We start from the raw sequence: 23,739 nt of genomic DNA on the forward strand, positions 1-23,739 counted from the left end.
ATGATTTAAATTTAAGATATAGGAGTTAAATTGAAATAAAAAATATTTAAGTTGAAATTTAAATAAATGTTACTACTATTATGTAGTATCTAACTAAATTCTGTGAAATTAATGATGTTTGATCAGTTAAATATCTTATATCCTATGTTAATAAGTATTTTTCTTGTTGTAGTTGTTATTTCTAAAATAACAAAGTATAAACAAGTCTTAAAAGAAAAAAATTTAAGTATTATTCCTTATTACCTTTTTCATAAGCATAATGCAGGGATGGTAATTGTTTAACCTTTCTATTTTAATTCTTGCTTTATTTTCAAAGAAACTTTCTAAAATTTTTAACATAAGACGCTATTTAAATATATGTGCGTCTTAATAGTATATTGTATTTAATATAGCAGCTACTAATTGAGAAATTTATCGCAAGTTTGTTTGGCTATTTCATACCAGCAATTTTCAGGAGTGGTAGATTTATTACTAAAACCGCATATAATCAGCCTGTCTTTAGCTCTTGTCATTGCAACGTAGAGTAGTCTTATATATTCTTGCAAATCTTTTAATTTTTCAGCTGCTTTCAGCTCTTGCAAAAACTCAGGAGTATCGGCAGCATTAGCAGAGAAAAACATTTCTCCTTTATCATCCCAAATAAATTTATTGCTGCTTATCGGTAAAGTAGTAGAATCGCATAATATAACAATAGGAGTTTCAAGCCCTTTAGAGCCGTGGACGGTCATTACTCTTATTTTGTCTGAATGCTCCATATCACGTTTAATATAGATATCGTTATTCTCAAACCAAGCAACGAATCCTTGCAGTGAATTATCTATATCATTTGCATAGTTTTTGCTTAATGTTAATAGCTCATTTATCATATCATCACTATCATCATCGTAAATCTCTCGTAAATTTAGATTATGCACCACTAAATCAAAGAAGTTCTCAACAATCGATATTTTATAAATTTCAATTAGAGAATCTAACTTATTATATATCTCCTCATGTGAAGAGAGTATATCCCATAAGCTATTCTCACTTTTATTTACAAGAAGTGTGTATAATTGCTGTTCGCTTATTCCAATAATCGGTGATTTTAGTAAACAGGCAAGATTTAAATCATCATCAGGTAGTAACACAAATTTAGCTAATGAAATTAAATCCATTATAGTTAGATTTTCCTTAAGGTTCATTCTATCGCTTACCTCAACTTTAAGCTTAGCTTTGCTAAGTTCTTTGATCAGATTATTACTAAATGCATCCCTCTTTCTAACTAATATCATGAAATCTTTTTCAGATATTCTGTTTGCAGTAGACGGTAAAATTTCTTCGCTTTCTATTTGTTCTTTTATAAAATTTACGATTTTTTCTATGAGTAAATCGGCAGCAGATTTAGAATTTTCATAATCTGCAGGTAGTGCCCAAAAAAGCTCTTCTTGTTTTTCACTCGTCACTAATGGCCAAACCGTTACAGAGCCTTGATGTGTACGAAATGAGGATATTAAAGGATTATTCGAAAGGAATAAACTCGGGTAATTGGATTTTATATTTTTTAAAACATTATAAGTAAATTGTAGAATCTCTGTACATGATCTATAAGAATATTCAAGGGTGATATTTTTGAATTTCTTATTAGCATTTGTAAGATTTGTTTTTAGTCGCTCATTTAATAAGTTGAAATTATGAAGATCAGCCCCTTGAAAACTGAAGATCGATTGTTTATCATCGCCGACTATGAAAACACTATTATTTGGCCTCTCTACAGCATTAAACTCTGTTATTAAAGTAGTAATGATATTCCACTGCGGGGGGCTTGTGTCTTGTGCTTCATCGACAAGAATATGATTTATCTCGCTTTCAAGCTTATGCAGCAACCACTTATGAGTAGTTTTATTATTTAGTAATTTCTCGGTGTAGTAAATTAAATCGTCGTAATCGAGTAAATTATTTTCTTCCTTATATGAATCGTATTTTTTTAAAATAATATGCGCAAGTTTAGTAAGTAAGTTCGTATGATATTCTAGCTCTTCTATGCGACGCAGCTCATCTAATCGGTAAATTTCAGAGGTAATTTTTTCTAGCTCTAGTAATAATTTAGGATATTTCCTTATTAATGCTTTCGATAAAAGGCTTTGTCGTTTTTTCCCATCTTTGGTAAAAAAAATTTCTTTCGGTGCTATCTCCACATCATACTCGGCAAATAAGTTTTTTACCTTATCGTAAATATTATTTAATTCCCCTAACGCTAATCTTTTATTAGATATTTCTTTGGGAATTTGCTTATTTATCAATAACTTTCTGAATTTAATTTTCTGCTCGATTATCTCGGTAAAAATATCTTGCAGAGTTATTTCATGAAATCGGTTAAGTAAAATTTTCATTAAGTCATTATGTTCATCGCTTAAGTAAATTTCGTTTCTGATATTTAGGAAGATATCTTGTAATTTAGTTTCTTCAAGGATTTTAAATTCTGGTGTTATGCCGGCTTCTAAGGGAAAAGTGTTAAGGATTTTTTGACAAAAAGCATGAATTGTATAGATATTTAAAAGCTTATTGCTATTTAGTATTTTATCATATAAAGTTTTTGCGTTTTCTGTTTCTTGCGGCGATGGCTTATTGCCGCTCATTAAGAAAAGTACTTCTTCTAGTTTCTCGGCGTTGCAAAGAGAAAGATATTTAAGTCTGCTATTAATCCTTACTTGCATCTCTATAGCTGCAGCATTAGTAAAAGTAAGGCATAAAATATTGGAAGGCTCTACGCCCGTTATTAACAGACGTAAAAATCGATCGGTTAGGATTTTGGTTTTACCGGTACCGGCAGATGCCGATACCCAAACGGAGTAATTAGGATCGGATGCTTCTCTTTGTAAATCACTCATTTATGTATCGATTTTCTACTATGACCCCGTGGCTTGACCACGGGGTCCAGTCTTTTTAATTATTTTTCTGGATTCCGCTACAAGCTCGCGGGATGACATCCACAGCCATATAACGACGCCGATAAATTACATATATTACGATTAAAGAAATAGCAAGTCCAAACCAAGTTAGGGCGTATTCTAAATGGTCATTTCTGATTGCTGCTAAATGATTTATTGCAAGAGGTAATAAAATATCTAGATTGCTAATATCTTTTCCTTCCGCAATAATATAAAAATTCTCAAGATCTAAGCCTAACGCTTTGGATGTTTCTTTTAAATTTAGCGTTAGCCACACATTATTTTTTATATCGTTAGCAGGTAAGTAGATACGAGTTTTTTCTGATGGCATGGTAACACCGATAATCTCGTGCTGCCGGTCGTTTGTAGCTTGCGTGATAATATTTTTATTGCGATTACTGAACCAACCTCGTGCTACTAAAATAACTTTATCTTCTATGGTTTTAAAAGGAGTAACTAAATAATATCCGTCTTTTGCACTCGACATTGACCTTCTACCGTATAAATATATGTCTTTATTAGGCAAAAATTGACCGGTAATTTTTACTTTGTGATAAGGTAAACCGTCTTGAATTTCTGCTAAATTAATTGCAGGTGAGGTTAGGTTAGCTTGCATTGAAGCTAAAAATAATTTCTTTTCTTTTAAACGACTAAGCTGCCAAAAGCCTAAATAGATAAGTATTGTAAAGGTTATAAATACAAGAAAATTTGTTTTCATAGATAAGTTTTAAGGGGATTGTTGATAATCATCATTGCGAGCGACTAAAAGGAGCGTGGCAATCTCATGAAATAATATAAAATATATAAAATCCCTGAGATTGCCACGTCGCGGCTTTGTCTCTCCTCGCAATGACGTTTTACTAAGCAGTTTTTAAAATCCTACTGAGAAACTCTTTATGTTTTTGCAGCTCTTCTTTTGTAGGTTTAATAACAATAGTAGCTTGCTCTGTTTTGTTATTTACTTGATTAGTTGCTAAATTATTTATTCTGGCAGATTTATCAACCATTTTAAAAGCGGATTGTCTACCGCCCATTAACTCTACATATACTTCTGCAAGTAATGCTGCATCTTTCAAAGCTCCGTGAAGCTGCCTACCTGAATTATCAACTTTAAATCTTTTACATAATGCATCAAGATTATATTTTGAGCCTGGAAACATGCTTCTAGCCATTACTAAAGTATCAATAGTATTTGCTAGTTCCAAGAGTTTAATTTCGGTTCTTTTTAATAATGATAATTCGTGATTTAGAAATTTAATATCGAAAGGAGCATTATGAATAATCAGTTTGCTATCTGAAATAAACTCTAAAAAATCATCGGCTATTGTATGAAATAGAGGCTTGTCTTTTAAAAATTCGCCGGATATGCCATGAATTCTATAAGCCTCAAACGGCATATCTCGCTCAGGATTAATATAAAAATGAAAATTCCTGCCTGTTAATACCTTATTTACCATCTCAATAGCACCGATCTCAACGATTCGATGACCTTGTCGTGGGTCAAGTCCCGTAGTCTCGGTATCTAAAATTATTTCTCTTAAACTCGACATTCCAAATCCTTTATTAGCTTCGCTATTTGTTTTTCCAAGTCTAACATATCAACGCCGCTATTTATAGCAAAATCTGCTTTTGCTATTTTGCTCTCTTGTGATAGTTGAATTTCTTTGATTTTATTATAAATTTCTATATCAAACGAAGATCTCGTTATTGCTCTTTGCATTCTTATTTCTTCAGAGCAGTATATTGTTACGACAAAATCAAAATATTTATCAAATTTAGCTTCATAAAGCAGCGGTATTTCGGCAAAGCCAAATTTGGAATTAGCATTTTCTTTAAAAAAGAAAATGAGTTTATCTATTAGTAAGGGGTAAATAAAATTTTGTAGTTTTTCTCTAGCTAGGTCGTTATTGTAAATTAAATTACTGATTTTTCCAATATTGAAAGACTCAAGTTCAGGTAGTAATTTTAAAATCTGAGTTTGCAAAACTACATCTTGATATAATTCTTTTATGCATCTATCGGCACAAAAAGTTTTATATCCTTTTTCTGCTAAATAACCCAACATAAAAGTTTTACCCGATGCATAGCTACCGGTAATACCTATTGCTAACATTTTGTTATAAAAATTTTATGTTCATTAGCGCGTTTTATAGTTAATTCTTCTTCGACTATAATTACGTTATTTTTTTGAATCGCTATCCCTTTGTAATTATATTTAGCAAGATTCTTTATAGTATTAGGACCGATCGTCGGCATATCTAGTCTATTATCTTGACCTAATTTCGCTATTTTTACTAATACTCCTCCATGAGGATTTTTACGTAAATCTGCACATCTCGTTATTAAATTATCCGTTCCTTCGGCAGCCTCTATACCAAGTATGTAGCCACTTTCAACTATAACCGATTGTGCAATGTCGAATGCACTTAGATGATTCAATAATTTTATTCCAAGCTCAATATCATTTTTATCTGAACTTATAGGGTTAGTATCGGTTATAATATTGGAGTTATCTTGTTGATTTTTATATATTTCATTACTTGAAATTACCTTGAAACCGTAACTTTCAAAAAAATCCGCTACTGTTTTTAGCAAACTATCATCTCCTCGAATTTTTTGCCCAACTATTTTGAAAAGCAATAAACCGCCTATTTTATCTACGGCTAAATTTTTAAAATTCGGTCTATTAACTCCACCGATAAAAATAATATTTTTTACCTTATGCTCCTTAAAATATTTTATAGCTTCCCCGACCATACCGATTTTCAAAATCTTATATTCAAAATCTTTAATTTGATCTATATCAGCTTCGTCTTTAATTGCCGCGATATAACAATTACCGCCTTGCTTTGTATAATTACCTGCTATTAAGTAAGGTAATGAACCTCTGCCGGCAATAATTCCAAGATTTGGTAGCATAATTAAGTTTTTAATTTAGAATTCTAAACATTTATTATAAGTTCATTTTTAATATAAATCTAGAATTCTTATTTGACCTTTACATTTTAATCAAATTAAGGTATAATATTTGGTGCTAATATAGCTATAGTAATAAACGTAATTTAGAATAGAGGTTGCGGACTCGGGGGCAGTACCCGACGCCTCCACCAAAATTTTCTAAATAATTTGCTCCTAAAGGTAATTTGTACGTCGCTCCGGTACTCGCATCCTCACGTTACTTGCTTGTACCCTGTGGTTCTGCGTTCCGTGTCGCCTTCAAATTTCTCTTTATTAGCTACGTCATTTAGAAAAGTTTAAATATGTAATAACTCTTAAAGAGTAGACAATACGAAGTTCATCGAGTATTTTTGGGGGGCGAAATAGGGTCGACGTGCCTAATAAAAAGATTGCTTTTACTCGGGATGATTCCGCCGATGGCTTATGCCATATGGGTCAAAACAAAGAAACGCAAACGATAATAATCGTTCTGTAGGTCGTTTAGCTTTAGCAGCTTAATCCTACGCGGCTGGAGGGTGTGCCGGGCAACAGAAACACCCTCACTTATACTTGTTTAATTTGAAAAATTGGCATTGCCTAAAAACGGTTGATCTTGTCATTGCAAGCGAACGTAGAGAATGTGGCAATCTCATAAAGTAGGACTCCTGAGATTGTTTCGTCAAAACTTACAGTTTTTCCTCGTAATGACGTAAACTGTTCAAATTAAACTTCGTCGACCTATTTTTATTTATTTTTCTCGTATGAATATTGAATATAAAAAATTTGTGCATGAATATATGCTAGAATTTGTGAAAAAAATTCTAACAAAAATTCAGCATGAAAATTTATATTGGGATCAGTTAATATACATATCGTACAGAACCGATAACCCTGCGGTAATTTTACCTTCAAAAGTTAAACAGGCATATCCGAAACAGATAACAATAGTACTGCAATATCAGTTTGAAAATTTAATAGTAAATGATACGGGCTTTTCTTTAACGGTAAGTTTTGACGGTGTTAAAGAAATAATTTACGTACCTTTTGATGCACTTATTAGCTTTGTTGATTCCAATAATAATTACAGTCTCACTTTTAATCAGTCGTTAAATATACATGAAAATCCTCAACATGAAGAGGAAATAAGTAATAATAAAAGTTATCAGACTTCATCATCTTCAAGTCCAAATGTTATAATGTTAGATAAGTTTCGTAATTCTTCTAAACCTAAACCTAGTTAATGCATATTATGGATTCAAAAGTAGTGATATATACTGATGGTGCATGTGCGGGTAATCCAGGTCCCGGAGGGTGGGGAGCTTTGCTTCAATTTAATGATACTAGCAAAGAAGTATTTGGGTATGAGTTAGATACGACTAATAATCGTATGGAAATTACGGCAGCACTTGAAGCCTTGAGGATTTTAAAAAAATCTTGTAATATTAAGATTTATACCGATAGTAAATATTTGCAACAAGGAATTACCGCTTGGATTCATAATTGGATAAAAAATAATTGGTGTAAAAGCAACAATGAACCCGTTAAAAATGCCGATTTATGGCAAAAATTATACGCAGAATTGAGTAAACATACTATTATTTGGAAATGGGTAAAAGGTCATGCAAATAATAGCGGTAATATTGCTGCCGATAAACTTGCAGTGCAAGGAAGAGAAACTGCTATAGAAATTTTAAAATGTCGTGGATAGATAAGTTTTTTATTACTTTTTTTCACAAAAAAGTAGGAGAAGATGAGTTTTTGAATCAATATTATGAAAGCCGTAATATTGATTATTTAGGGCGTCCAAGGAGGTTTGTTATTTATAAAAATGTAAATGAACCTACAAAAATTCCGCCAAGTTGGCACGCTTGGTTACATCATTTAGTAAATGAGATACCAAAAAATATTCAGCTTTTTCCATGGCAAAAGAATAATAAAATAGTTAAAAAGCTGCCTAAAACATCAAATCTTAAATATAATAGATGGCAACCGTAATTAATTAATAAAATATAAAAAACAATGCAACAGAACATTATTGAAACAATTATAGGCTTTGTAGTATTAATTATTGCTTTGCTATTTTTGATTTTTGCCTACAAAACAGGTAGTTCTATAACTAGTTCAAAAGGCTATCAGGTAACTGCTCATTTCCAAAGTGCGGAAGGGATAGCAGTTGGAAGCGACGTAATGATTTCAGGTATAAAAATCGGTAGTGTAAAGCAAATTACTTTAGATCCAAATAGCTTTGATGCAAGTGTATATCTCAATATTAATGATGATGTTAAAATACCTAAAGATTCTAAAGCCCAAGTAGTCACCAGCGGGTTACTTGGAGGTAAATATATTTCAATTGTACCGGGTAATGACGATGAAAATTTAGCGGCTAATGAAGAGATAAAATATACTCAATCAGCAATTAATATTGAATCATTAATTAATAAAATTGTTTCTTCATTCGGTAGTAAGTAGAAGTAATACGAAATAAAAAATCATTAAATTTAGTCGAATCTAGTTTAGATTCGGTTTTTTTATTATTTAAGCTATTGTAAAGTTCTTATAAGAGGAGCATCGTATAAGTTTTGTAGGCAAAATAATTTGCTTAACAAAATGTAAACTAATAAAGGAGTAAATTATAAAAGAATCAAATTCAAACTCTGCTACAGCAGATGTCGAAGGTATCAAAAAAGATATTGAAAGCTTAGTGTCAAGATTACGTAATTTAAAAGGTAAATCCGGAGATATTCTAGATGAGCAGTTAGGTAATTTATCATCCCGTTATGGAACATTATAAAGATAAAGTAATGGATAAAGGTAAAGCTAATGTAGCGGATTTATGTGAGTCGACACGTGACCACCCTTTGCGGAATCTCGCTTACGCTTTTGGTGCAGGTGTATTGCTCGCTATTCTTATGAAATAGGTAATTCAATGTTAAAATCTCTAATATATGAATTATTAAAAAGTAGCATTAAACAAGAAGAGAAATCTTATGGCAAACCATTTGTCTATTTTTTTAATATTCTAGGTTTAGTTTTAATAATTATTGCTAATTATTGTGATTGTTCGGATAGTCTGGAATTTTATTTTCTTATGCAAAGCGGAATAATTTCTATATTAAGCTCTTGATGCCGAATTTTGTAAGATTCGCTTATACGACTTCGTTAAGCTCACTCTTAAATTTGTCATTTGAGTGTCTGATTTTGTTTTTGGGCAATCTACATTATCTTAGCCAAGTGTATGAAAGTGTTTAAGCTTTCTTCGTCGTCTTGGGTCATTATATAAGGCACTTTGACATATATAAGCATTTGATGTGTTTTGTCCGATATTTTATTTTTCTCTAAAAACGCATATGATTTATGAGTATTGTTATGTTCATCTTGTATACTAAACACTTTATTTACTGCAACTGATTTATCGGATTTTGATATAAAATCATCAATAAAATAGTTTAAATAATCTCTAAATAATTCGCTTAATTGCTTATCATTTTCAAGTTCTTCATATGATAACGATCTTGCGGTTTTCAACTTAAAATATGATTTAATCATTTCAAGAGCAGAATATCTATCGCAGTTATTATTAAGAATTTTATATAACATTTTTTTATCAAAATATGCAGGTATTATTTTTAAATCCTTATTAATAATTTGTTGTTTGTAATAAGATAATTGACGCATCAACACGATAACAATAGCTGTAAGACCTGCAACTAAGATAGAGTATAAATTTAGTGATTGAAAAAGCATATAAATTTTGAATATATTTAATTATAACTACCAATGGTAGTACAGTATTTTGTTTTTCAATCTAAAAATGAACCATTGCTGTATATTATTTATTTTTTCTTTCAATTATATCACATATCTATCATGCTAATAAAATAAAGTAAATTTAAAGTACTAATTATTAGTTTGTTTCTTGCTTTTAACGTTACTATTTACTGGGGAATACAGTGAAATCTATATAATTACAACTATAAAAAACATCACAATATATTATAGCTTTTCTCTATCAATTCACGAAATATATTAAGTTGCACTTCCTTTTTTTATTTATCGTGTAAAGCGAAATTTCTATTGACTTTTATATAAAACAGTATAAATTTCTTTACAATTTAATTTTTTGTAAAGAATTTATGCTAGGCTATGAAAAAGAACAGAGAAGTTTAACAAGTGACCAAAAAGAAGCCACGGGAATTTTATCTACAGCTACTTTTCTTGAGTATTTTGATTTAATGTTGTACGTCCATTTAGCAGTATTGTTAAATGAATTGTTCTTTCCTAAATATGATTCGAGTGCAGCTTCTCGTCTCTCTGCCTTTACCTTTTGTTCTACCTTTATATTTAGACCACTAGGAGCATATGTTTTTGGTCGAATAGGTGATACAAATTAGGGCGAAAATCTACTGTTATTATCTACCTTAATGGCTTTATCCTGTATAATTATGGCAAATGCTCCTACTTATGAACAAGTAGGTTATTTTGCTGCTGTATTAATCACAATTTGCAGTGCAATTCAAGGTATAGCGTCTGTAGGTGAAATAGTAGTAGCAGAACTTTATTTAACTGAAATTACAAAACCACCTATACAATATCCCGTAGTTTCTTTTATCGCCGTAGCATCAGTAATTGGGACAACTGTAGCTTTAGCTATAGTATCTTTAGTTACTACTCAAGGATTTAATTGGCGTCTTGCCATTGGGATAGGTGCAATTATTGCAGTTGTGAGAGGCTACGCTAGAGCTCATCTTAGAGAAAAGCCTGATTGTGTAGATGCAAGTGCTAGACTTTTACGAAAATATGAAAAAGCAAATATCGACAAAAAAGAATTAAAAAACGATGAGATTTTTTACCAAAAACCTAATAAGAAGACAACTATATATTTTTTCATAATGAGTTGTGCTTGGCCCATATTTTCTACTATACTTATATTACTTGTGGTGAAGTTTTAAAGAATGCATTTGGATATAGTGCAGCTCAGGTTATTCATCATAATTTTATTATTTCAATGTTCCACCTAGCTAGTATGTCTTTAATATGTTTTCTAAGTTATAAAATAGATCCTTTAAAAATTCTTAGAGTAAAATTAGCTTTACTCTTTATATTTATTCTATTTGCACCATACCTTTTAAAAAGTACAACTACACCTTTCCAGCTTCTTTTAATTCAAATAGGTTTGATAATATGTTCATTTGATACTGTTCCTGCTGTTTCAATCTTTTTTAGGCATTTCCCGGTTTTTAAACGCTTTACAGTAGTATAATATATGCTGTTTCTAGAGCCTTAATGTGTATAATCACTTAGTTTGGAATTTATATATTTAACCAAATATTTGGGGCAATATGGTTTGTTTGTTGTGATGGTTCCATTACTTATAATTTGTATGTTTGGTCTAAATCATTTTCAAAAGTTGGAAAAAGAAGTAGGTTATTCATAGTGAATAATGATATTTATTTTTGTTGAAAAAATTTATCTTTGTATAAAAACCTATAGCAAATTTCATTAAACTTTTCTTCAATTTCATAACATTCTAAATGTATAGCAACAACTAGAAACTTCTTAAATGTTTCCACAATGATCTGCTTCGCTTTTTCAGGTGATTTAGCTGCTAATGTTTGTACATTATGAATACGATCAAATAATTTTATAAGTGCGGTATCATATCTTTTTTGCTTAATTAATAGGTTTAAGCTTTCCTCGACACTGATTTGTCTGTGCGGTTTAATTCTAGTTAAACCTTCTACATGTTTTGCTATTTCTTTACCAAAAATTTTGATGATCATCTTTTCAGTAAGTTCTGTATCCTCAATAGTATAGTGAAGTAGAGCAGCATTTATCATATTAGAAGTAAAAAGCTTAGGCGCTTCGTCTGCTACAAACTCTGCAAGCATAATCGCTACTTCGATCGGGTGCGAATAATACGGATCGCCTGACTGACGCATTTGTGAACCATGATATTTACGAGCGTAGTAGATACCTGTTTTAACTTCCTCTATATCAACAGGATTTTTTACTTTAGTGTTTAAATATTCGAGTTTATCAAGTAGCTTTTTAGCATAAACACAAATTTCAAATTTTTCTTTCCAAGAGCTTATATCTTCCATAAAAGTTATTTTATTTATATTAATAATAGTTGATTACAATTAAAGCAAAAGTTTAAAAATTGTAATAACAAATAATTTTTTAACTTTAAATAGATATTGTATTTAAACAATTTCATTTTGTGTTATTATTTATTTTTGCTTCTTGTTCTTGCTGTAATTTATACCCTGCTGCTTTTTCTTCTATATAGTTAAAAAAGAAATAACAAAAAGTTAAAAAACTAGTGAGAATAATAGCAAATGTTATTAATATTAACTTAAGCTCTTTCCTTGCATTTTGAGCTTTTCAACACTTTTCTTCCTCTTCATCTAACTCAGAGGTTAAAGTTTCTTCTTCTTTATTTTCCATATTTTAACTCTTATAAATTAGATTATATTATGAAGGACAGAGTTTAATTATCATTTAAGAAAAGTAATCTATAGAAGTAATTAAAATAAGTCAATGACTATAATTATTTAGAGTTGAACAGATTATCATTACGCGGGAATGACATCAGAAGGCTAAATTACAGCATAAAACAACTGCTTTTAGGTGATACCTGCTTTTAATCTTAATTTTTATATTCCAGGATAAACTATAGTATGCTAAGATATTGCTTTTAAAAATAAGTGATTATCAGTGTCAAAATTTTCTTTTAATATTCATCATCAGCATAAAAAAGCTAGAAGCGGTATTATCGTAACCGCACACGGTGAGATGCGTACTCCCGCTTTTATGCCAGTTGGAACTAGAGGAACGGTTAAGGCAATGCTACCTGAATCGGTAGCAGAAACGGGGGCGGATATATTGCTTGGCAATACTTACCACTTAATGCTTCAGCCGACTGCCGAACGTATAGTACAGCTTGGTGGCTTACATAAATTCATGAATTGGGATAAGCCGATATTAACCGATTCTGGCGGTTTTCAGGTAATGTCGCTATCGAAGTTACGCAAGATAACCGAAGAGGGAGTAAGTTTCAGCTCTCATATTAACGGCGATAAATATATGTTAACTCCTGAGCGTTCTACCGAAATACAATATCTGCTCGGTAGCACAATCACTATGGCTTTTGATGAATGTACGCCTTACCCTGCAACCTTTGAAGAAGCTAAAACTTCTATGCAGCTTACGACTAGATGGGCGAATAGATCACGTAATGCTTTTGTGAAGCGGGAAGGCTATGCACAATTCGGTATTATTCAAGGTAGCGTTTATGAAGAATTACGTGAGCAATCGGCTAAGGATCTAGTAGAACTTGATTTTGAGGGTTATGCTATAGGTGGACTTGCAGTAGGTGAGGGGCAGGAGCTTATGTTTAAAGTACTTGATTATGCTCCTGATTTTCTGCCGCAAAATAAACCGCGTTATTTAATGGGAGTCGGTAAGCCTGCTGATATTATAGGTGCGGTTAGCAGGGGTATAGATATGTTTGACTGCGTAATCCCGACACGCTCAGGTCGCAACGGTCAGGCTTTTACGAAATACGGTACGGTAAATATCCGCAATAGCAAATATGCTGATGATAACAAGCCGCTAGAACATGATTGCCTATGTCCTGCTTGTAGAAACTATAGTAAAGCTTATCTACATCATTTAGTTAGAATCGGTGAAATACTTGGCTCTATGCTAATGACATGGCATAATTTAACATATTTCCAAAATCTCATGAGCCGTATTAGAGCATATATTAAACTAGGTAAAGATTTTGATTTTGATTCTTAAAGTGACTAGTTATAAAACATGCCTTATTACATGTAAACGTACTTAAGTAAGTTATGTTATGAAAAAAGTTTGTGCAGATCACATTTCAGTGATTGTAACTAGACAAAAACAAAAACCGGTGGTTATGTCGCTTGAAGATCATAATGATATGGAGGAAACTATACTTGTTCAAAAGTCCTAACAATGCTGAAAGACTAAAACGAGCAATTAGCGATTTTGAAGAAAATAAAAATTTTAGGAATTGGATTTGATTGTAAATTAAAATAAAAGTATGAACTACTAATGCAAAATATTGATTTAATATCTGAAGAGGAAGCACAAAAATTACTAGAAGAACTCGCTGATAAAATAGCAGCGTATAACCATGCTTATTATATAGAAGATAATCCTTTAGTTTCTGATAGCGAGTATGATCAGCTATTTAATACCAATCTCAAGTTAGAACAAAAATTTCCTCATTTAATTTTAGAAAATAGTCCTAGCAAAAAAGTAGGGGCTAAAATAGCAAATAAATTTGCTAAAGTTACGCATCAAGTGCCTATGCTATCTCTCAGTAATGTTTTTGATGAGCAAGATGTGAGAGATTTTGTAGACCGTATAAAAAATTTCTTACGCCTTAATGAGTTTGCTCCTATCTTTTGTGAACCTAAAATAGATGGTTTGTCTTTTTCTGCTGTTTATAAAAACGGGGTGTTTACAACGGGAGCTACAAGAGGTGACGGATATGTCGGTGAAGATATAACAGCAAATATTAAAACAATCAAAAATTTTCCTCATAAAATAGATAATGTTCCGGAGTTTTTAGAAGTACGAGGGGAAATTTATATTGAAAAACAAGATTTTTTAAATCTAAATAAAGAACAAGAAGAGCAGGGCAAGGATAAATTTGCCAATCCTCGTAATGCTGCTGCCGGATCACTTCGTCAGCTTGATGCTTCTATTACGGCTAAAAGACCACTCAAATATTTTGTATATTCAGGAGGGGTAACTGAACAGAATATCGCTTCTTCACAAGATCAATTACTTACAAAATTAAAAGAATGCGGCTTTAACATTAATGAAATATCTAAACTTGCGAGTTCTGAAGAAGAAATTTTCGCCTTTTACGAATATCTCAAAACAAGCAGAGAAAATTTACCTTATGAAATTGATGGAGTAGTATATAAGCTAAATGATTTTGCACTGCAAAATAGAATGGGCTTTATTGCACGAAGTCCACGCTTTGCTACCGCTCATAAATTTCCTGCAATAATAGGACAAACAAAGTTACTTTCTATTACTGTACAGGTCGGTAGAACTGGTACGTTAACGCCGGTAGCCGAACTTGAACCCATAGAAATAGGTGGGGTAACTGTTAGCAGAGCAACATTACATAATTTCCAAGAAATTGCACGAAAAGATTTGCGGATTAAGGATTATGTATTCCTGCAACGTGCTGGTGACGTTATTCCTAAAATCATGGGAGTTGATTTTGATAAACGTCCTAATGATACAGCAACGTTTGATACTCCTTTATTTTGTCTATCATGCAATTCTAGGTTGCATTATACGCCTGAAGATATTATTATACGCTGTGATAATGGCCTTAACTGCCCTGCTCAGAATTATGAGCGTATCCGTCATTTTGTATCGAAAAATGCTATGGATATTAAGGGGCTTGGGCGTAAGCAAGTTGAGTTTTTAATAGATAAGGGATTGATTAGTAATCCTTTAGATATTTTCTTTTTAAAAGAAAAAAATGACTCTAGCTTAGCAAAACTTGAAAATATGGATGGATGGGGTAAAAAATCAGTAGAAAATCTTTTTAAAAATATAGAAAAATCAAAAAACGTTAGTTTGCCAAGATTTATATATGCATTAGGCATAAGGCATATCGGTGAACAAAATGCTAAATTACTTGCTAGAGAATTTGGCAGCTATAATAATTTTATAGCTCAAATGGAATTGCTTAGAACAAATGAGCCTGATATTTATCAAAAACTAAACAATTTAGAAGGAATCGGTGATAAGATTTTAGTAGATATTATTGATTTTTTTGATGTTAAAGAAAATATTGAGCTTATCAAAAAACTTGGTGAAATATTAAGTATTGAAGATTATAAAGAGACTAGAGAACAGAGTAGTTTAACGGACAAGATAGTCGTATTTACCGGTAGTTTACCGACGATATCTAGAGCGGAAGCTAAAGCAACGGCTGAGAAGCTTGGGGCTAAAGTTGCAGTTGGCGTATCATCGAACACGGATTTAGTGGTAGCCGGCGTTGATGCAGGCAGTAAACTTAAAAAAGCTAAAGAGCTTAATATTAAAATTATTGATGAAGAAGAATGGCTTACGCTTATAAAAAATGTTTAAAGCAAGGCAGTGCTAACTAAATGATAGTAAATAAAAAACTCGATGTCATTGCCGCGAAAGCGGGAATAACATAGGAAAGCTAAACTACACTATAAAACAACTTTTTCTAGGCAATGCTAAACTTTTTGACAAAGATAGAACAGTTATTAAAAAACATATTAATAAAATTCTAAAAGAAAGAAAACTAGACAATATAGTATGTGCAAATTTTGCACATACTACCGCTGATGGTAAAACATACCAAGTAGAATACTATAATTTAGATATGATAATATCAGTAGGATATAGGGTAAATTCTAAGAGAGGGATCGCTTTCAGAAAATGGGCTACTAACTTACTTAAAGAATATCTAATTAAAGGCTATAGTATTAATCTACACTGCTTTTACGAAAGATTGCACAGTAAATTATACTATGATATAATATATAATTACTGTAGTTAAATTAAACGAGATGCCTAAATCTAAACTAATACGAGAAGCCATTAAAATTATTTACGTGAACTAAAAGAAGATAGAGAAGATGCAGAAACTGCTTTAGCAAGAAGCAATAATAATAAATTACTTACTTCAGCAGAAGCAACGGAATTCTTAAAAAAGAAATATGGTTTATAAAGTATATGCTCTATGTCATTCCCGCTTTCGCGGGAATGACATAGAGCAATGCGCGCGAGTTACTCATAGAAGTGAAATTTATGATTAATTTAAAATGAACTATCGTCATATTTATCATGCAGGCAATTTTGCCGATATAGTCAAACATTTAGTCCTAATTAATATTTTAGAACAGTTCAAGAAAAAAGAAAAACCTTTTGCGGTTTTAGATGCTTTTGCTGGTCTAGGTCTTTACAATTTAAACTCGGAGGCGGCTTCTAAAACTCTAGAAAGCGATACGGGAATTAATAAATTACTGCAAGCTACCGATCCTATTTCTCAGCTCTTACAAACTTTTTTAAATATAATAAATATAGCAGGCAAAAGTCACTACCCAGGTTCACCTTTTATAATTAAACAATTATTAAGACCAAATGATCGCTTAATTGCCTGCGAACTTCATCCAAGCGATTATTTAAGTTTAAAAAAATTATTACCAAATGATACGCATAATATGGATGCTTATAATGCTATCAAAGCTTTGCTACCATTTAAAGAGAATAGAGGATTAATTTTTCTTGATCCGCCTTTTGAAGTAAAAAATGAGTTTCAAAAATTACTTGAAGCACTTAAAAAAATTAAGTTACGAGTTCTTAATAATACTGTCTTAATTTGGTATCCTATAAAAGATTTATCTTTAGTCCGTGATTTTTACCATAATTACAAAAATATCGGATTTAAAGAAACTATGATTATTGAATATGAGCTTTTAAATAGTAATAAAAATATGGTAAAGTGTGGGTTAATGTTAATTAACCCTCCAAATATTAGAGGAGAATTAGAGAAATTAACAGAATATTTAAGTGGTACTCTTAATTTGAAATTTACATACATTTATCTTTAATGTCTTTTAAAAAATATATCTTTTTACTGTTTATAGTTTTTCTTGTTCAAGGTTGTAGCAGTATTAAAAAATCTAGTGATACTACGTTACTTGCTACTACTTCATCTCAATTAAAGCAAAAATATAAAATCAGTCATGCGGATTTAGTAGTACAGTATGATTTAACAAACAAAAATAGCAAATGTATATATGCAAAAAACTTAGGTCTAATAATTAATAACCCTAAACAAAATAAGATTTTTTTACACAAATTACATAATAAAAACCCGGCAGAATTTAATAAAGCAGCCGAAATAAAAATAGCTGATATAAAGGCAGTTGTAACAAAACTAAATTCAAAATATATGTTTCTCTCTAAACCGGAAGCTAGCTATTTTGCAAAAAAACAAACTCATAGGAATAATATCTCAGAATTAACCAAGCTTGATAAAATAATTAGTACAATACCGCTTATGATGCCGGAATATGAGCCGAAAATTACTAGCCATTACGGAACTAGGACAAGTCCTCATAAAAAGAAAAGAAAAAAGAAATGTTTCCATAGCGGTATTGATTTACAAGCTAAAAAAGCAGCACCGATATATGCAGCAGCAAGCGGAATTGTTATAAAAGCCGCTAGAGCACCTGATTACGGGAATTTTGTTGAGATTAAACATGGACGCAAATTTGTTACGAAATATGCTCATTTAAAAGAAATGTCAGTCAAGGAAGGAAATAAAATTAAGCGTGGTCAATTTATCGGTATACAAGGAAGCACTGGTAATGCAACGGGTGAACATTTGCATTTTGAAATTCTGTTAGATAATAAAGCAATTAATCCGTTTGACTTTATTTTTAACTACCGTAAATGTTAAACTATGATCAAACTTTTATATCCTGAATTTTGGCAGAAGCGAAATATTATAGCTTATTTGCTTTTGCCTATAAGCTTGATATATCAATTTTTAGGCTATTTACGAGCTAATTTAGCACGTCCTATTATGTTGCCTGCTAAAGTTATTTGTGTCGGTAATTGTAGCGTAGGCGGTACGGGTAAGACGCAGATAGTAATGTATCTAGCCAAATTACTAAAAGCTAGAAATGTAAGTTTTGTAATAGTAACTAAGGCTTATGGTAGTAACCTTAAAAGTGCAACTACCATACATCAAGGACATACAGCATTAGAGGTAGGAGATGAGGGGGTAATACTTGCAGAGTACGGAGCAGTTATTGCTACTAAAAATATTAAAGAGATTGTGCCGTTAATTAACGAGCTTAAACCTGATATAATAATAGTTGATGATTTCCTACAAAATCCTTATTTTCATAAAGACTTTACTATAGTCTCAGTAGATAGCCAAAGGCTTTTCGGCAACGGTTTTCTAATTCCTGCCGGTCCTTTAAGACAATATCCAAATAAAGCCCTTGATGCAGCTGATTTAATTTTTTTAGTCAGTAGCCACCAAGATAAAATACCGAATATTTTAACTCCTTATGTCAATAAGTTAATAAATGCTCAAATAGTTCCTTCAAATAATATAGATAAAACTAAAAATTATTTTGCTTTTAGCGGTATCGGTAATCCTGAGCGTTTCTTTGCGACTTTAAAAAATTACGGATTAAATATAACCGGTTACAAAATTTTTCCTGATCATTATAATTATTTACAAGCAGATTTAGAAAATTTATATTCATTAGCTAAAGAGCATAATGCTACCTTAGTTACTACAAGAAAAGATCATGTTAAGTTTAATGATTTAAATAATAATATTGTCTGTCTAGATGTAGAATTATCTATAAACCATCCTGATTTATTAAATGAAAAAATTTTTAAAAAAGCTTAGATTTAGATATTTAATTGAGTATTTTATCGTTGTTATATTCTTGAAAGTAATAGGAATATTCGGTGTAGATAAAGCAGCGGATATTTGTAGTTTTATAGCAAGAAAAGTCGGTATATTATTTGCTGTTAATAAAATTGCTAGACGAAATATTAAAGTAGTATTCGGCGATATGTGTGATGTTGAAAAAATCATAGATCAAACTTGGGATAATTTCGGTAGGTTTATCGGTGAATTTACATATGTTAGCAAGATGGATGAAGCCGAGTTAGAGCGTAGAATCGCAATAATCGGCATAGAAAATATTAAAAAACTTGAAGGACAACCTTTTTTATTATTTAGTGGTCACTTTGCCAATTGGGATATTAGTATTAAGATTCTTCATAAATTTTATCCGAAAGTTGCCGTAATTTATCGTAAAGCAAATAACCCGTATGTTAACAAGTTGGTTAATGAAAGTCGTGCCGGTGATAAATTAAGACTTATACCGAAAGGTCCTGAAGGTAGCAGAGCTTTAGTCAGGGCTATCAAGGAGAGTGAATCTATTGTTATGCTTGTTGATCAAAAAATGAACGATGGAATTGAAGTGCCTTTTTTGGGGCATCCTGCTATGACTGCAAGCGCCATCGCTAAAATTGCTTTGCAGTATAAATATCCAATTATACCTTGCCAAATCATTAGAACTAAAGGCAGTTATTTTAAAGTAATAGTTCACCCGCAATTAAAGTTTGAGCAAACCGGTGATAATAAAGCCGATTGCTATAATATTATGCTTAATATTAATCAAATGCTAGGAGAATGGGTTAAGCAAAATCCTTCTCAATGGTTTTGGTTTCACAATAGATGGAAGAAATGAAACGTCATTGCGAGCAGCCGTAGGCTGCGTGGCAATCTCGTCAAATATCCTGAGATTGCTTCGTCAATTGTTATGCAATTTCCTTGCAATGACAAAAAGATGAGCCACGGTATGACATTTTAAGAAAGCATAGTCCGTAATTTCTCAAGTACTTCTTGAGCGTGATTTTTAGCATTTACCGACCGCCAAATATGCTTAACTATGCCTTCCTTATCAAGTAAAAACGTAGCTCTATCAATACCCATATATTTTTTACCGAACATTGATTTTTCTATCCATACCCCTAATTGTTCGCATAAATTTGAATTTGCATCAGAGGCTAAATCAAATCCTAAACTATATTTTTCTTTAAATTTATCATGAGAGTCAAGCGTATCTTTGGATACTCCGATAATTACCGTATTAAGTTTATCGAATTCCGGTTTTAGCTTGTTAAAGTCTTGTGCTTCAATAGTACATCCAGGTGTATCGTCTTTTGGATAAAAATATAATATTACGAATTTTCCTTTTAAATCCGATAGTTTAATTACGTTATCTTGACCTATGTGTAAAGATAAATCAGGAACTTTTTTTCCTAGTTCTAATGTCATAACACCCTCAAATTTATTTTATACAATAACTATATATTCAATATGTACTTTTTAAAATTGCTTTTTATAATTATATTGTTTATGATGCCGGTATATAATACTTAAGTTTAATTTTTATTAACTATTTCAATAAAGAGGTTTTATAAGAACTATAAGTGTAGCACTTGAAGAATTACATAAAAATCTTAAGGACTCTGCTAAAATTATTGCTGTCGATTTTAATAAAAAATGTCATGAAGTAGAGGATAAATTATCCGTCAAAATTAATGATTTAGAGGAATATGCTAAGGATAGTAAAGACCATTCTTTAGAAACTGTAAAAGCGCAATATAAAAATTTAACGAAAGAGTTACAGGATTATCAGAAAATTAAAGATGATAAAGTGGAAGGATATAGACAAACTCTTGTAAAAAAACTTGATGATTTAAGTAAGAAAGTTGAACAATATAATAATAAACATAAATAATTGGAGAATATAATGAAAAAAATTTTAATAACATTCGGTGCTACCGCTACTTTATTATTAACACCTAGTATTTTTGCAGATTTGCCTACCAAGGATGACACAAAAGCAAATGAAGTGCAAACTGAAGAAGTAGCTACAAGCAATACAAAAACAATTACCGAAAACTTACAGGAATTAAAAGACAATTTAACAAACCTAGCACAAATGGAAGCCGATAAATTTAATCAGACCTTAAGCAATACTTATTATCAGATCGCCCAAAGCGTTGCAGAGATAAAAAAGAATTTGAAAGATCAGAAAGATAAAAAAGGTGAAGAACTGCAAAAATCTATAGATGCTGTAAAAGCAAAAATGGAAGATTATAAAAAAGCAGGCAGCAAGAAGCAAGAAAAAATACGTCAGCACCTAGTGGATAAATTAGAAGAGCTAAATAAAAATATTAACGAATATAATAACGATAAAGAAAAAGCAAAGTCGTAATTTTTTAACGTCATTGCGAGGAGATGTGTAGCATCGACGCGGCAATCTCATAAAGTAGGATCAACTCCTGAGATTGCTTCGTCGAAACTTATAGTTTCTCCTCGCAATGACTGCGGACAATATACCATTAAAAACCGGTATTATTTATGACTATTACCAAAGAAAAAATTGCAGCTATGTTAAGCTCTAAATTGGGTTTTTCAAATAATTTATGTGAGGAAATAGTTCATACGGTTTTTTCTAATATTTTAGAAATAGCAAAAGAGCAAAAATTAACTTTAAAGAATTTTGGTAGCTTTGAGGTTAAACAAAAAAATCCACGTCCCGGAATAAATTTTCATATCAAAGCACCGGTAATTATAGAATCAAAAAAGAATTTACGTTTTGTCCCTTCTTCTAAATTAAAAGCTTTAATTAATGAATCTACTCGATGAACTTCGTTATAATTTGTTGGCTTGTTGCATGTATCGGAAAATGCTTTTTATGTCATTCCCGCGAAAGCGGGAATCCAGTAAAACCTATAAAAAACTTGTTCTTTTAGGTTTATTTTGTCAATAATGTGTATCAATATTAAGTAAGGTTATTTTTTGGGACTCCCGCCTACGCGGGAATGACATAAAACGAGCCATGCAACAAAATCTGTATTCGGAGTATATGACAAACAATTTTAAGCTAACAAAAAAATATTATTCTGCTAGTGAAGTAATTAAGCATTTAAATATTGCTTTACATCAATTAAGATATCTAGAGACAAAAAGCCCTGATTTATATAATTATAAAATAAATAATAGAAAATATTATACTGCTAATGATATTGATCTACTCCAAAAATCTTTAAATAAAGATATTACATCTCTTTCTACCTCTAGAATCGATATATTACTTACCAATTTCCATAATTTGTCTCTTCAAATAAAAAAATTCTTGCCGATTCCTCGATGACGTGCGTATAGTACTTGTCATATCACGTTTTAAAGAAAAGAAAGAAACATATTATGACAATAAGACAAATGGTAAAGCCAGTAATTATAGGTATATCTGGTCCTGAATTAACCGATGCCGAAAGAGAATTATTTGAAGAGCATCATCCTTTAGGTGTAATTTTATTCCGTCGTAATATTAGAAAGAATGATAACGGTGCGCAGGCTAAAGAAGCCCTTATTAAGCTTATTGCAGATATAAAAGAAGTATTAGGGGAAAATACTATCATCTCTATAGATCAAGAAGGCGGTAGGGTACAAAGGCTCATAGCACCGACTTTTTATGACGCTCCGGCTGCTCAAACTTTTACTGATCCCCAAGCATGTAAACAAAATTATAGTGATATTGCGAAAGAGTTGAGAGAAGTAGGAATTAATCTAGATTTTGCACCGGTAGCGGATTTGATCCACGAAGGAGCAGACAAGATAGTCGGCGATAGAAGTTTCGGCGGGGAGCCGGAAGTAGTCGTGCCTTTATGTTTAGCTGCTATAGACGGATTACAAGAAGAGAAAGTTGGGGCTTGTATAAAACATATTCCGGGCCATGGTAGAGCTACGGTGGATAGCCATAAAAAATTACCTATTGTCGATGCTGATATAGAAGAGTTAGCAAAAACAGACTTTAAAGTATTTAAGGAGCTCGCGAAGCACTATAATATTAAACTTGCTATGACGGCACATATAATTTATAAAGCTCTTGATCCTGAGAATCCTGCCACCCTATCAAAAAAAGTGATAGACTATATTAAAAATAATATCGGCTTTAAAGGGCTTATTATTTCCGATGCAATAGATATGAAAGCTTTAAGCGGTAGTATGGCAGATATGACCAAAGAAGTTTTAGATGCAGGCGTAGATATAGTGCTTGAATGTACCGGAGAATTTAACAAAATGTCTGAAGTTCTATGTAGTGTTTCGGAAAGTTCTATAGATAAATTTTCTGACTTGTTTATTGCTTAATGCTATTATTCATTTAATGTCATACCGCGGTTCGACCGCGGTATCTTAGGACATAGTCTGTGATGTAAGATC

Annotated in this window: 22 protein-coding genes, 1 other RNA gene and 6 pseudogenes; 20 read left to right on the forward strand and 9 right to left on the reverse strand. The window is 31.5% G+C overall.

Annotated elements, in window-relative coordinates; all coding sequences use genetic code 11:
• Window positions 1-398: 398 nt before the first annotated feature.
• From GCO76_RS06295 to GCO76_RS06315, 5 genes are all read right to left on the reverse strand, one after another.
• Window positions 399-2,867, reverse strand: coding sequence for a UvrD-helicase domain-containing protein (locus tag GCO76_RS06295; protein WP_410956579.1), 2,469 nt, complete (start codon window positions 2,865-2,867; stop codon window positions 399-401).
• 55 nt (window positions 2,868-2,922) lie between these two features.
• A complete protein-coding gene (locus tag GCO76_RS06300; RefSeq protein WP_410956580.1) occupies window positions 2,923-3,645 on the reverse strand; it encodes an SURF1 family protein in 723 nt (240 codons plus the stop codon).
• 142 nt (window positions 3,646-3,787) lie between these two features.
• Window positions 3,788-4,477, reverse strand: a complete 690-nt coding sequence (gene dnaQ / locus GCO76_RS06305; protein WP_103897553.1) for a DNA polymerase III subunit epsilon — start codon at window positions 4,475-4,477, stop codon at window positions 3,788-3,790.
• Window positions 4,465-5,040, reverse strand: a complete 576-nt coding sequence (coaE, locus tag GCO76_RS06310; RefSeq protein ID WP_410956581.1) for a dephospho-CoA kinase — start codon at window positions 5,038-5,040, stop codon at window positions 4,465-4,467. The genes dnaQ and coaE overlap by 13 nt, the downstream gene beginning before the upstream one ends.
• Window positions 5,034-5,846 carry an LpxI family protein gene (locus tag GCO76_RS06315; protein ID WP_410956582.1) on the reverse strand — a complete coding sequence of 271 codons (813 nt, stop codon included), beginning with the start codon at window positions 5,844-5,846 and terminating at the stop codon, window positions 5,034-5,036. Before GCO76_RS06315 ends, coaE begins: the two co-directional genes overlap by 7 nt.
• Window positions 5,847-5,920: 74 nt before the next feature.
• Here GCO76_RS06315 and ssrA point away from each other — a divergent pair.
• The 7 genes and pseudogenes from ssrA to GCO76_RS06350 all read left to right on the forward strand — a co-directional run.
• Window positions 5,921-6,429: a transfer-messenger RNA gene (gene ssrA / locus GCO76_RS06320) on the forward strand.
• A gap of 196 nt (window positions 6,430-6,625) precedes the next feature.
• Window positions 6,626-7,105, forward strand: coding sequence for an SspB family protein (locus GCO76_RS06325; RefSeq protein ID WP_014014721.1), 480 nt, complete (start codon window positions 6,626-6,628; stop codon window positions 7,103-7,105).
• Entirely contained in the window at window positions 7,105-7,572 is a 468-nt protein-coding gene (gene rnhA / locus GCO76_RS06330) for a ribonuclease HI (RefSeq protein ID WP_410956583.1), read from the forward strand. Before GCO76_RS06325 ends, rnhA begins: the two co-directional genes overlap by 1 nt.
• Window positions 7,560-7,859, forward strand: coding sequence for an NADH-ubiquinone oxidoreductase subunit NDUFA12 family protein (locus tag GCO76_RS06335; protein ID WP_017442576.1), 300 nt, complete (start codon window positions 7,560-7,562; stop codon window positions 7,857-7,859). The genes rnhA and GCO76_RS06335 overlap by 13 nt, the downstream gene beginning before the upstream one ends.
• A gap of 24 nt (window positions 7,860-7,883) precedes the next feature.
• Window positions 7,884-8,333 (forward strand): outer membrane lipid asymmetry maintenance protein MlaD, encoded by a 450-nt coding sequence (gene mlaD / locus GCO76_RS06340; protein WP_004997581.1) that lies wholly within the window; start codon window positions 7,884-7,886, stop codon window positions 8,331-8,333.
• 163 nt (window positions 8,334-8,496) lie between these two features.
• Window positions 8,497-8,782: pseudogene (locus tag GCO76_RS06345) on the forward strand (hypothetical protein).
• Between the two features lie 8 nt (window positions 8,783-8,790).
• Window positions 8,791-8,985: pseudogene (locus GCO76_RS06350) on the forward strand (hypothetical protein); the annotation flags it as partial.
• A gap of 92 nt (window positions 8,986-9,077) precedes the next feature.
• Here GCO76_RS06350 and GCO76_RS06355 read toward each other — a convergent pair.
• Window positions 9,078-9,642 (reverse strand): annotated as a pseudogene (locus GCO76_RS06355) (hypothetical protein).
• A gap of 355 nt (window positions 9,643-9,997) precedes the next feature.
• On the opposite strand from GCO76_RS06355, the pseudogene GCO76_RS06360 reads away from it, so the two are divergent.
• Window positions 9,998-11,298 (forward strand): annotated as a pseudogene (locus GCO76_RS06360) (MFS transporter).
• A 13-nt stretch (window positions 11,299-11,311) separates the two neighbouring features.
• Here the strand turns inward: GCO76_RS06360 and GCO76_RS06365 are convergent.
• Window positions 11,312-11,965: an HD domain-containing protein gene (locus GCO76_RS06365; RefSeq protein ID WP_410956584.1), complete on the reverse strand. Its 654-nt coding sequence runs from the start codon at window positions 11,963-11,965 to the stop codon at window positions 11,312-11,314.
• Between the two features lie 112 nt (window positions 11,966-12,077).
• Window positions 12,078-12,311, reverse strand: a pseudogene (locus tag GCO76_RS06370) (RP671a family tick cell line-upregulated protein).
• Between the two features lie 270 nt (window positions 12,312-12,581).
• Between GCO76_RS06370 and tgt the strand changes: the two are divergent.
• From tgt to GCO76_RS06410, 8 genes are all read left to right on the forward strand, one after another.
• Window positions 12,582-13,667 carry a tRNA guanosine(34) transglycosylase Tgt gene (gene tgt, locus GCO76_RS06375; protein ID WP_103897558.1) on the forward strand — a complete coding sequence of 362 codons (1,086 nt, stop codon included), beginning with the start codon at window positions 12,582-12,584 and terminating at the stop codon, window positions 13,665-13,667.
• Between the two features lie 58 nt (window positions 13,668-13,725).
• A complete protein-coding gene (locus GCO76_RS06380; protein ID WP_410956585.1) occupies window positions 13,726-13,848 on the forward strand; it encodes a hypothetical protein in 123 nt (40 codons plus the stop codon).
• A gap of 101 nt (window positions 13,849-13,949) precedes the next feature.
• Entirely contained in the window at window positions 13,950-16,019 is a 2,070-nt protein-coding gene (gene ligA / locus GCO76_RS06385; RefSeq protein WP_410956586.1) for an NAD-dependent DNA ligase LigA, read from the forward strand.
• A 193-nt stretch (window positions 16,020-16,212) separates the two neighbouring features.
• Entirely contained in the window at window positions 16,213-16,461 is a 249-nt protein-coding gene (gene rhuM / locus GCO76_RS06390; protein WP_121539703.1) for a RhuM family protein, read from the forward strand.
• Between the two features lie 265 nt (window positions 16,462-16,726).
• Window positions 16,727-17,515, forward strand: coding sequence for a 23S rRNA (adenine(2030)-N(6))-methyltransferase RlmJ (gene rlmJ, locus GCO76_RS06395; protein ID WP_410956587.1), 789 nt, complete (start codon window positions 16,727-16,729; stop codon window positions 17,513-17,515).
• Window positions 17,515-18,369, forward strand: a complete 855-nt coding sequence (locus GCO76_RS06400; protein ID WP_410956588.1) for a M23 family metallopeptidase — start codon at window positions 17,515-17,517, stop codon at window positions 18,367-18,369. Before rlmJ ends, GCO76_RS06400 begins: the two co-directional genes overlap by 1 nt.
• Window positions 18,370-18,372: 3 nt before the next feature.
• The gene (gene lpxK / locus GCO76_RS06405; protein ID WP_410956589.1) at window positions 18,373-19,338 is read left to right on the forward strand and encodes a tetraacyldisaccharide 4'-kinase; all 966 of its coding nucleotides are present in this window, start codon (window positions 18,373-18,375) and stop codon (window positions 19,336-19,338) included.
• Window positions 19,313-20,191 carry a lipid A biosynthesis lauroyl acyltransferase gene (locus GCO76_RS06410; RefSeq protein ID WP_410956590.1) on the forward strand — a complete coding sequence of 293 codons (879 nt, stop codon included), beginning with the start codon at window positions 19,313-19,315 and terminating at the stop codon, window positions 20,189-20,191. The genes lpxK and GCO76_RS06410 overlap by 26 nt, the downstream gene beginning before the upstream one ends.
• Before the next feature lie 119 nt (window positions 20,192-20,310).
• Here GCO76_RS06410 and bcp read toward each other — a convergent pair whose 3' ends face one another.
• Window positions 20,311-20,781, reverse strand: a complete 471-nt coding sequence (gene bcp / locus GCO76_RS06415; protein ID WP_410956591.1) for a thioredoxin-dependent thiol peroxidase — start codon at window positions 20,779-20,781, stop codon at window positions 20,311-20,313.
• A 478-nt stretch (window positions 20,782-21,259) separates the two neighbouring features.
• Here bcp and GCO76_RS06420 point away from each other — a divergent pair, with 478 nt between their 5' ends.
• From GCO76_RS06420 to nagZ, 4 genes and pseudogenes are all read left to right on the forward strand, one after another.
• Complete coding sequence (locus GCO76_RS06420; protein ID WP_410956592.1) at window positions 21,260-21,727, forward strand: hypothetical protein; 468 nt, start codon at window positions 21,260-21,262, stop codon at window positions 21,725-21,727.
• Window positions 21,728-21,873: 146 nt separating this feature from the next.
• A complete protein-coding gene (locus GCO76_RS06425) occupies window positions 21,874-22,161 on the forward strand; it encodes an HU family DNA-binding protein (RefSeq protein WP_410956593.1) in 288 nt (95 codons plus the stop codon).
• Between the two features lie 220 nt (window positions 22,162-22,381).
• Window positions 22,382-22,680, forward strand: a pseudogene (locus tag GCO76_RS06430) (MerR family transcriptional regulator).
• Between the two features lie 42 nt (window positions 22,681-22,722).
• Entirely contained in the window at window positions 22,723-23,667 is a 945-nt protein-coding gene (gene nagZ, locus GCO76_RS06435; RefSeq protein WP_410956594.1) for a beta-N-acetylhexosaminidase, read from the forward strand.
• Window positions 23,668-23,739: the final 72 nt, after the last annotated feature.

The sequence above is a fragment of the Rickettsia koreansis genome (genome assembly GCF_046532895.1).
Taxonomy (GTDB): domain Bacteria; phylum Pseudomonadota; class Alphaproteobacteria; order Rickettsiales; family Rickettsiaceae; genus Rickettsia; species Rickettsia rickettsii.

Coding starts and splice junctions, on each gene's coding strand:
- ligA (WP_410956586.1), top strand. CDS start 13,950: ATGCAAAATATTGATTTAATATCTGAAGAGGAAGCACAAAAATTACTA.
- GCO76_RS06380 (WP_410956585.1), top strand. CDS start 13,726: ATGAAAAAAGTTTGTGCAGATCACATTTCAGTGATTGTAACTAGACAA.
- GCO76_RS06335 (WP_017442576.1), top strand. CDS start 7,560: ATGTCGTGGATAGATAAGTTTTTTATTACTTTTTTTCACAAAAAAGTA.
- rlmJ (WP_410956587.1), top strand. CDS start 16,727: ATGAACTATCGTCATATTTATCATGCAGGCAATTTTGCCGATATAGTC.
- dnaQ (WP_103897553.1), bottom strand. CDS start 4,477: ATGTCGAGTTTAAGAGAAATAATTTTAGATACCGAGACTACGGGACTT.
- GCO76_RS06420 (WP_410956592.1), top strand. CDS start 21,260: ATGAAAAAAATTTTAATAACATTCGGTGCTACCGCTACTTTATTATTA.
- GCO76_RS06315 (WP_410956582.1), bottom strand. CDS start 5,846: ATGCTACCAAATCTTGGAATTATTGCCGGCAGAGGTTCATTACCTTAC.
- GCO76_RS06400 (WP_410956588.1), top strand. CDS start 17,515: ATGTCTTTTAAAAAATATATCTTTTTACTGTTTATAGTTTTTCTTGTT.
- rnhA (WP_410956583.1), top strand. CDS start 7,105: ATGCATATTATGGATTCAAAAGTAGTGATATATACTGATGGTGCATGT.
- GCO76_RS06365 (WP_410956584.1), bottom strand. CDS start 11,965: ATGGAAGATATAAGCTCTTGGAAAGAAAAATTTGAAATTTGTGTTTAT.
- mlaD (WP_004997581.1), top strand. CDS start 7,884: ATGCAACAGAACATTATTGAAACAATTATAGGCTTTGTAGTATTAATT.
- GCO76_RS06300 (WP_410956580.1), bottom strand. CDS start 3,645: ATGAAAACAAATTTTCTTGTATTTATAACCTTTACAATACTTATCTAT.
- bcp (WP_410956591.1), bottom strand. CDS start 20,781: ATGACATTAGAACTAGGAAAAAAAGTTCCTGATTTATCTTTACACATA.
- coaE (WP_410956581.1), bottom strand. CDS start 5,040: ATGTTAGCAATAGGTATTACCGGTAGCTATGCATCGGGTAAAACTTTT.
- lpxK (WP_410956589.1), top strand. CDS start 18,373: ATGATCAAACTTTTATATCCTGAATTTTGGCAGAAGCGAAATATTATA.
- GCO76_RS06425 (WP_410956593.1), top strand. CDS start 21,874: ATGACTATTACCAAAGAAAAAATTGCAGCTATGTTAAGCTCTAAATTG.
- GCO76_RS06325 (WP_014014721.1), top strand. CDS start 6,626: ATGAATATTGAATATAAAAAATTTGTGCATGAATATATGCTAGAATTT.
- GCO76_RS06295 (WP_410956579.1), bottom strand. CDS start 2,867: ATGAGTGATTTACAAAGAGAAGCATCCGATCCTAATTACTCCGTTTGG.
- nagZ (WP_410956594.1), top strand. CDS start 22,723: ATGACAATAAGACAAATGGTAAAGCCAGTAATTATAGGTATATCTGGT.
- GCO76_RS06410 (WP_410956590.1), top strand. CDS start 19,313: ATGAAAAAATTTTTAAAAAAGCTTAGATTTAGATATTTAATTGAGTAT.